General features: G+C 67.2%; 7 protein-coding genes and 1 pseudogene. 4 read left to right on the forward strand and 4 right to left on the reverse strand.

What is annotated here, in order from left to right; translation table 11 throughout:
• Nucleotides 1–800: mycofactocin-coupled SDR family oxidoreductase (locus U9978_RS09580; RefSeq protein WP_416210909.1), on the forward strand; the 800-nt coding region annotated here is incomplete at its 5' end.
• A 176-nt stretch (nt 801–976) separates the two neighbouring features.
• Here U9978_RS09580 and U9978_RS09585 read toward each other — a convergent pair.
• Together U9978_RS09585 and U9978_RS09590 are read right to left on the reverse strand one after the other, a co-directional pair.
• Nucleotides 977–1,936 carry an electron transfer flavoprotein subunit alpha/FixB family protein gene (locus U9978_RS09585; RefSeq protein WP_322760724.1) on the reverse strand — a complete coding sequence of 320 codons (960 nt, stop codon included), beginning with the start codon at nt 1,934–1,936 and terminating at the stop codon, nt 977–979.
• Between the two features lie 13 nt (nt 1,937–1,949).
• The gene (locus tag U9978_RS09590; protein ID WP_322760725.1) at nt 1,950–2,735 is read right to left on the reverse strand and encodes an electron transfer flavoprotein subunit beta/FixA family protein; all 786 of its coding nucleotides are present in this window, start codon (nt 2,733–2,735) and stop codon (nt 1,950–1,952) included.
• Between the two features lie 476 nt (nt 2,736–3,211).
• Between U9978_RS09590 and U9978_RS09595 the strand changes: the two genes are divergently transcribed.
• Nucleotides 3,212–4,423, forward strand: coding sequence for a transcriptional regulator (locus tag U9978_RS09595; RefSeq protein ID WP_416210910.1), 1,212 nt, complete (start codon nt 3,212–3,214; stop codon nt 4,421–4,423).
• Between the two features lie 226 nt (nt 4,424–4,649).
• Nucleotides 4,650–5,645 (forward strand): endonuclease/exonuclease/phosphatase family protein, encoded by a 996-nt coding sequence (locus tag U9978_RS09600; RefSeq protein ID WP_322760727.1) that lies wholly within the window; start codon nt 4,650–4,652, stop codon nt 5,643–5,645.
• Between the two features lie 125 nt (nt 5,646–5,770).
• Here U9978_RS09600 and U9978_RS09605 read toward each other — a convergent pair whose 3' ends face one another.
• The gene (locus U9978_RS09605; RefSeq protein WP_322760728.1) at nt 5,771–6,775 is read right to left on the reverse strand and encodes a M48 family metallopeptidase; all 1,005 of its coding nucleotides are present in this window, start codon (nt 6,773–6,775) and stop codon (nt 5,771–5,773) included.
• Between the two features lie 279 nt (nt 6,776–7,054).
• Entirely contained in the window at nt 7,055–7,831 is a 777-nt protein-coding gene (locus tag U9978_RS09610) for an enoyl-CoA hydratase/isomerase family protein (RefSeq protein WP_322760729.1), read from the reverse strand.
• Nucleotides 7,832–8,088: 257 nt separating this feature from the next.
• Here U9978_RS09610 and U9978_RS09615 point away from each other — a divergent pair.
• Nucleotides 8,089–8,585: pseudogene (locus U9978_RS09615) on the forward strand (hypothetical protein); the annotation flags it as partial.

Genomic DNA, 8,585 nt, shown 5'->3' on the forward strand with positions numbered 1-8,585 from the left:
ACCCGGGGACGGGACGTCCGGTCGCCGTGGTGACCGGTGCGGCCCGCGGTCTGGGTGCCGCGGTCGCGGCAGCCCTGGACGAGCGTGGCTACCGGCTGGTCCTCACCGACATCGCGACCAGTGCCGCCGCCCCAGCCGCTCCCACGGACGGCGGATACCCGTACGCCACCTGGGCGGATCTTGTGAAGGTCGCTGCGGGTTGCGCCGACGCGGTGGCTGTGCGGGCCGACGTCCGGGTCCAGGCCGACCTCGATGCCGCGGTCGCGACGGCCCTCGACCGGTTCGGACGCCTCGACGCGGCGATCGCGGTCGCCGGGGTGATCGCAGGTGGGCCACCGGTCTGGGAGACCGACGACCAGACCTGGCGCATGCTGCAGGCCATCGATCTCGACGGTGTGTTCCACCTGGTCCGGGCGGCCGTCCCGGCGCTGCTGGCGGCACCGGCCGGCCGGTTCGTGGCGGTCTCCTCCGCCGCTGGAACCCGCCCGCTGGCACGCCTCGCGGCGTACTGCGCGGCCAAGCACGGCGTCGTCGGGCTGGTCCGCAGTCTGGCCGCGGACCTCGCCGGCACGGCGGTGACCGCAAACGTCGTATGCCCAGGGTCGATGGACACGACGATGCTCGCCGAAACAGCCCGGGTCTACGACCTGGACGGGGTCGGCGAGTTCGCCGGACATTCCTTCCAACGACGCATCCTCGACCCGACCGAGGTGGCGGAGGCGGTCGCATGGCTGTGCTCGCCAGCCGCCGGAGCGCTGACCGGGGCGGTCGTGCCCGTGGACGCCGGCTTCACCGGCTAGCAGTCGGTGGAAGCGGTCGCTATGGCGACGAACGCCACCTACCCCTCGCGCCGCCGACGGCAAACCGTAGGTAGCAACGGTCACTATGACGACGAAAGCCACCTACCACCGGAGGGTTTCCGACTACCCGGCCGTATCCCCGGATCGCGGCGACGCCGCGATCCGGGGATACGCGCCTACGCCTTGTGCTTCTCGATCGCGTCGGTCAGCTGCGGGACGACGTTGAAAAGGTCGCCCACGATGCCGTAGTCGGCGAATTCGAAGATCGGTGCTTCCGGGTCCTTGTTGATCGCGACGATCATCTTGGACGTCTGCATTCCGGCCCGGTGCTGGATCGCGCCGGAAATGCCGACCGCGATGTAGAGCTGCGGCGACACCGTCTTGCCGGTCTGCCCGACCTGGTTCTGATGCGGATACCAGCCGGCGTCGGTTGCCGCGCGGGACGCCCCCACGGCAGCGCCGAGTGTGTCGGCCAGCTTCTCCACCAAGGCGAAGTGCTCAGCAGCGCCGAGGCCGCGACCACCGGAGACGACGATCTGCGCCTCGGTGAGGTCGGGGCGACCCGACTTGGCCTCCACCACCCGGTCCAGGATCTTCGCCGACCTGGCGGAGTCCGAGATCGTGATGTCGACCTTCTCCTCGGTCGGCGTGGCCGGGGCGGCCACCGGTGGGGTCGTGTTCGGTCGTACCGCGAAGACCGGCGTCCCCTTGGTGACCTTCGAGGTGACGATCGTGGAGCCACCGAAGATGCCCTGGGTAGCGGCCAGGTCCGGCGTGAGGCCGACCGCGTCCCAGATCAGGCCCGACCCGGTCTTGGCCGCTGTGCGCGCGGCGGCTTCCCTGGCATCCGGGGTGGCCGCGGTCAGGACCGCTACCGGCGACCTGTCGGTCACCAGCTTGGCCAGGACCTCAGCCACCGGGGCCACCACGTAGTCGGTGACGTCCTCGGACTCGACGACGTACACCGTGGATGCACCGTACTGGGCCAGGAAGTCCTTGGCTTTCGCGTACGTTCCGGGCGCGCCGAGGAAGACCGCGGACGCCTCACCCAGCGACCGGGCGAGCGTCAGCAGCTCGGCGGTGACTTTTTTCGGCTCGCCGTCTGCATGCTCGACGAGAACTAGAACCTCAGCCATCGGACAAGACCCCTCAGATCAGCTTCTGTGCGGCGAGGAACTCAGCGGCCCTGGTGCCACCATCGCCCTCGTCCTTGACGATCGTTCCGTTCTGACGGGGCGGAGCGGCCTGGGCGTCCAGCACCGTCGACGCAGCGTTGGCGAGGCCCACGGTGCCGGCATCCAGCCCCGCGTCCGCGACCGACAGAGTGGCCAGCGGCTTCTTCTTCGCCGCCATGATGCCCTTGAACGACGGATAACGCGGCTGATTGATCTTCTCGACAACCCCGACAACCACAGGTGTGGACGCTTCCACGAGGAAGTAGCCGTTGTCAGCCAGCCGTTCGATTCGCACCGTGCCGGCGCCCGGGTCGACGGTCACCTTACGGGCCTGAGTCAGCTGTGGGAATCCGAGCCGCTCGGCAAGCAGGGCACCCAGCACACCGCCACGGGCATCGGACGCCTCAGTGGCGGTGATGACAATATCCGGCGAAAGCGTCGAAATAACCTTCGCGAGCGCAGCGGACGTCTGCAGGGCATCGGAGCCGGCCAGCGCCTCGTCGGTGATGTGGACTGCCTTGTCCGCGCCCATCGACAGCGCCTTACGCACGGTTTCCAAGGCCTTTGCGGGACCCATGGTGACCACCGTCACCTCGCCACCATGAGCCTCCTTGATCTTCAGGGCCTCCTCAACCCCGTATTCGTCCATTTCGTTCATGACGTTGTCGACGCTCTTACGATCCGTCGTCCTGGTTGAGGGATCGAGCTTCTTCTCCGCCCAGGTATCCGGAACCTGCTTGACGGTGACGACGATGTTCACGCCTCGGGGCCTCCGTAGCCACATTCATGGGTCTTCATTGCTCTTGACATGGTCGCACCTAGGCCGTTGACACGCTCAATGATCGTCGACGTGACCCAGGTCGCACTCGACCCATCCTGCACGCCAGACGCCTGGTGCGTGCATTCGCACGCGCGTCTGCACGCCCCCTTCCAACATTGTGACAGCTCCACTACGTTGTGTCTCACGACACATCACCTCATCATCGCATCACGAAATATCACGTAATGGCCTACGGGGGCTCAATGAACAGACAACAATCGTCAGCTGATCAGGAAGCGATCAACTGCGGGTCGGAGCAAACCCTATTCGGGCGGTTACTCGCTGAAGCGTCCGTCTCGGACACCCGCTTCGCCCGACAGGTCAACGAACGCGCGCGCCGACAACGACATGTTGATCTAGGCCTTGCGCGTACCACGGTAGGCCACTGGCGTCGCGGCATGCGCCCCCGTGACCCCATGGTGGCTGAGCTCGCCGCCGCCGAGACGTCGATGCTCGTCGGCTACCCCATCGCTCCATCCGATCTCGGTTGGCGCGGCGAGACCTATCACGGCGACGACTTCGGGCTCGCCGTAGCCGAGAAACCCTCGGGCACTCTTCGGACCATTGCCGGACTCTCGGGGCGAGATATGCGCAGGCGCGACCTCTTATACGACGGAGCGGCCTTCGTCGCGACCGCCTTCGCCGACCCCGTGCTGGCGAGCCTCACCGGAGTCGTCGAAACGATCAGCCGGGACGGAACCATACCGCCGGTACCGACCGCATCCATGATCAGAGATATGACCGAGACCTTCCGGAAGCTCGACGCCCGCTACGGCGGCGCCGAGATTCGCGGACAGGTGGTCGCCTTCCTGCACGACCGCGCCAAAGCGGCTTTCGACAACCGCCACACGCCGGACCTGTTCAGCTCGCTCGCCGAACTGACCCAGTTCAGCGGCTGGCTCGCTCAGGATTGCGACCGCCAGGCCCTTGCGCAGCGCTACTACATCCAGGCGCTGGGCCTCGCGGAACACAGCGGGGACACGATGCTCGCCAGCCGGATCCTGTCCGCCATGAGCGATCAGGCCGGCCGCCTCGGTCAGTACCGCCAAAGCCTGGCCATGGCGAAGGCCGCCATCGACCGATCCCGCGGCTCGGCGTCTCCCACGGTCCGAGCAATGCTGCACGACAAACACGCCTGGGCACTGGGCCGCATGGGCGATGAGCCCGGCTGCAGCCGGGCACTGATCAACATGGAGGACGAACTCGAACGCGCGAAGCCCGGTGACGGTCCGCCATGGGCCTCCCATTACGACGAAGTGGACGTGGCCGAATGCAAGGGCCACTGTTTTCTGCTGCTCGGCAAGGCGAAAGCGGCCGAACCCCTGCTGCTGGAATCTCGTTCCCGCCCGCCAGCTTCGCGGACCCGGACCCGCAGCTACGCCGAAGCGGATCTCGCGCTGTCGTATCTGCGCCGGCCTGGACCGGACGTCGAAGCCGCGCTGGACGCAGCAAGCCGCGCGATCGACCTCGCCGGCCACTTGGAATCTGCTCGGATCATCGACAAGTTGCGCGAGGTCGACCGCAGGTTGAGCCGGCATGACGATGTCGTCGCAGTCCGGGAATTGCGGGCGCGCTCGGCACCGCTGATCGCCCGCAAAGAGATCCACACCGAGGTCGCGGTGGCATAGCGCGGCTGGCCGCAGCGCGGCCGGACACGCCGTCCGGACGGTGCCTCCGACCTGGGCCGGCAGAGGCACCGTCCGTGACCGAGCAGGCCGACTGGCCGTGGCTGGAAGCGCTCCACCGGCCCCGCCGCCGGCCGCGGACCTCCCCGCCTGCAGTCTATGAAGCATGACCCCGCACTCGGATACCGGCTCTGACCTGCCTGTGTACCCCGAAGACGACGATCACGGGTTGCCATCGAAGCGCAACACCGCCGGGGTGATTCCGCCGCGGACTTTGGTGATTCTTTTTTCCTGGCTGGTCGTCGGCAGCCTCGGGGTCATCGCGCTGGGCCGCGGCGTCCACCTGGATGACGTGCTGAGCTGGCCCTACTCGGGGATCAACGCCTTCACCCCGGTCGAGTACCTGCCGGCCTATGTGGTGTTGGCCGTCGGTTTCGCGCTGCGACGCAACCGGCTGTTGATCGTCTCAACGTTGGTCATCATCGCCCACCTGTTCTGGACGCTACCCGAGCTCTGGCCGGGGAAGCCCGAAACCGCACCCGCCGGCTCGGCGAAGGTACGGATGATGAGTGCCAACCTGCTGTATACGAACGAGAACGCCGGCCGTCTGGGTAGCCAGATCCGCGCGGACGGGCCCGACATCCTCGTTCTGGAGGAGGCCACCCCCCTTACCCTGACCGCGATCGAGAAGACCGCGGCGCTGGCGGCTTTCCCCTACCGGGAGGTCCATGCCCAGCCGAATCCGTTCGGGATCGCGGTGTTCTCCCGTTTCCCGTTGGTCGAGCCGGAGCTGCGGTCGGTTGCAGACCTGCCGTCACTGCGGCTGACTGTGCAGGTGGACGCAGCGCACCGGTTCCGCCTTTTCGCCGTCCACACGGGCGCGCCGATCAACGGCGGTTCCGCCCCGCGGTGGCGCAGCCAACTGGACAACCTGCGGGCCGACGTCGCCCGCACGCCCATCCCCGTGGTGCTCGCAGGCGACTTCAACGCCACCCGCGACCACCGACCGTTCCAGCGCCTTCTAAATGATCATCTTCGTGATGCCCACGACGTGGTCGGCGCCGGCTGGACACCCACCTGGAACGCGAACCACCTGGTGCTGCCGCCGCTGCTGCGCATCGATCACGTCCTGGCCTCGCCGCAGTTCGCCGTCACCGGCTACCAGGTGGGTGCGGCATTCGGGAGCGACCACAAGCCCCTCATCGTCGATCTCGCCCTACGTTGACTCCCGCTCGCCCTACGTTGATTCCCGCATCCGTGTCGGGAGGTCATCACATCGAACGATGTGAATCGGATGCGACGGGAGCAGCACCGGATTCACATCGTTCGGCGGCACCCCGCCCTGTCGTTCTAGGCAGAGGTGGTCCAGACCGCGAGGCCGGTTCCGCAAGCCGTGCAGAAGTTCTCCGTCGGCCGCGCCGGCTTCACGCAGGTCAGGCATGCACGGCTACCGGCCCGCACCGCATAGATCCCATCGAGGATCTTCCTGGGCTCGTCCTCGCGTAGCCACTCGTCAAAATAGCGGGCGCGCTCGACCGTGAGTGGATGGGATCCGGCGGTCCGGATCCGCATGCGGTGAAACCGGGTCAGCCTGCTCTGCTCGGCCATGTCGTCAAGCACCCGCGCCTGCTCAAGAAAGGCGGTGGGGTTCATCTGGTCCAGCAAGCGGGTTGCCCCGCCGGCCAACTTCATCATCATCCGGACGCAAGGATCGGGATCCTGAACCACGAGCATCGCCGCCCGGTCCGCGGTCAGCTCCGCCTTGCGCGACCAGGCCGAGAGCCCCGCCCCGAGACCGAAGGCCGCGATGTTATTGACCACGGCGTTCGACCGCCGGGCCACTCCCGCGCCCATCGCCCCGCCGATAATTCGCGCCATGGTCCCATATAGAACATGACCGCATTTGACGTGGCCGATTTCATGCCCGAGCACGGCCAGCAGTTCATCGTCATCCATGATGTCGATAAGATCGGTGAAAAGCACGATGTACGGATGATTGTTCCCTGCCGTGTACGCGTCGACAGGCCCACGCCGGATGTAGAGTTCAGGCTCTGGAACATCCAAAATCGCACACGTCTCGCGCAGGATCGCGTGGATCCCCGGACATTGGCGGGGACCCACCTTCACGCTGGATGCCGTATTCTCCACGTACTGGGTACGTTCGACACCCCATTCGATGTATTTGGCCACGACCCGATCGAACCCGGGAACGCGCTTCAGCGTACGGGTGGCCCGCCGGTCAAGCGGATGTCGGAACGCGTCCGGATCGAGTCCTGGCAGGCGAATCCGTCCACTGTCTGAGACGGCGTTCACCGACGGCTTCCGGATGCTGACAACCTCGTCGGCTTCGGCCATCCCCCACCTCTCGTGGCGCCCGTCCACGGTCGCATCATCGACCGAAGCGGGATGTCAGGCGCCATAGTAGAGCGCCCCGTCGCCCCACGAAAGCCCCACGCTCGAACGCGAGGAAGTCACCTGCGCGACACCGGACGGACGACACCGGACGGACGACACCCGACCAGCGGGCACACGGGACGTCCGGCAGCCGCGACAGGTGGCAACCGATCACGGTCGACAAAAATCACGGTCCGCAACGGTGACCGTCAACAGATGACCGTCGGCAGCCGATCACGGTCAGCGTCCGACGAAGTCCGCCTTGCCCGGTCCTCGCTCGGCAAAGGACTCCATGCCGATGCGCTTGTCCTCGGTCCCGAACAGCCCGGTGAACACCGCGGTCTCCAGCCGTAGCCCTTCGGACAGTCCAACGTCCAGGCCGTCGTCGATGGCTGCCTTGGCCGCCCGCAGCGCCAGCGACGGTCCCTGGGTGAACCGGCCGGCCAGGCGCAGAGCCTCGGCGTAGACGTCATCAGGGGCCACCACCCGGTCGGCGAGACCGATCTCCTTGGCCTCGGGTGCGCGCACCTGGCGACCCGTGAATATCAGGTCCTTGGCCCTGGCCGCACCGACCAGCCGGGGCAGCCGCTGCGTCCCGCCCGCGCCCGGGATGACTCCGAGCAGGATCTCGGGCAGCCCGACCTTGGCGTCGTCACCGAAGACCCGGAAGTCGGCGCACAGGGCAAGCTCCAGGCCGCCACCGAGGGCGTATCCGGTCACCGCGGCGACCACAGGCTTGGGGATGCGGGCCACCTGCTCGAAGGTGGCGGTGAGTTCACCGACCCACGCCTGGATCTCGGCGTAGCCCATCGGGGTCATTTCCTTGATGTCGGCTCCGGCGGCGAACACCTTGGGACCGCCGTAGAGCACAACGGCCCGAACGTCCGAACGGGCCGCCGCCTGCGCCGCTACCACCCGCAGCTCGCTGGTGAGCTGGCTGTCGATGGCGTTCATCGGAGGCCGGTCCAACCTGATCGTGCCTATCGCCTTGTCGACCTCAAAGTGCACGACCGCCACCGGACGACCTCCTCAGCTCACCACCGCGGATCACTACGTCGGATCAGCGATGCCTCTTCAGGACCCCTGACGCACATTAGTGGTCAGCGCCGGAAGGCGTTCGGACGCCTTCCGGCGCTGACCACTGAAGCCCTGGCCGTCTGATCTTCACGGATACGCAAGGATCACCGTCCGGCACCGACCCCGGCCTCTGATCGTCACGCGAGGTGATCTCCTACCGCGAGCGCCTGCATCATTCGACAGCTACCGTGACGGACGTGACGGCATTGTCCCCGGCCCGAGGCATCGTGGATGTGTCCGACCGCTCCCTACCCGGAGCGCCCGACCCGCTCGGCGTGCACTGGGACGGATCCGGTGTCAACGTCGCGGTGGCAGCCCCCAATGCCGCCGCGGTCGAGATCTGCCTGTTCGACGGCCAGGGCAACGAGAATCGCTACCGGCTACCTGAACGTGACGGCGGGGTGTGGCACGGCTACCTGCCCGGTGTCGGGCCGGGCCAGCGCTACGGTCTGCGCGCACACGGGCCGTACGCCCCCGACCGCGGCCTGCGCTACAACCCGGCGAAGCTTCTCGTCGATCCATACGCCCGCATGCTGACCGGCGGTCTTGTCCTGCATCCGGCGATCGCCGGTTTCGACGAGACCGACCCGTACTCGGAGGGCTCGGACAGACGCGACTCCGCGCCCTTCGTCCCGCGATGCGTGGTCATCGACCCCCGGCCGCCCGGTGCCGACCCGGCCGCCAACCGGCCGGG

This window comes from Protofrankia sp. Cr2 (assembly GCF_963555885.1).
Taxonomy (GTDB): Bacteria; Actinomycetota; Actinomycetes; order Frankiales; family Frankiaceae; genus Protofrankia.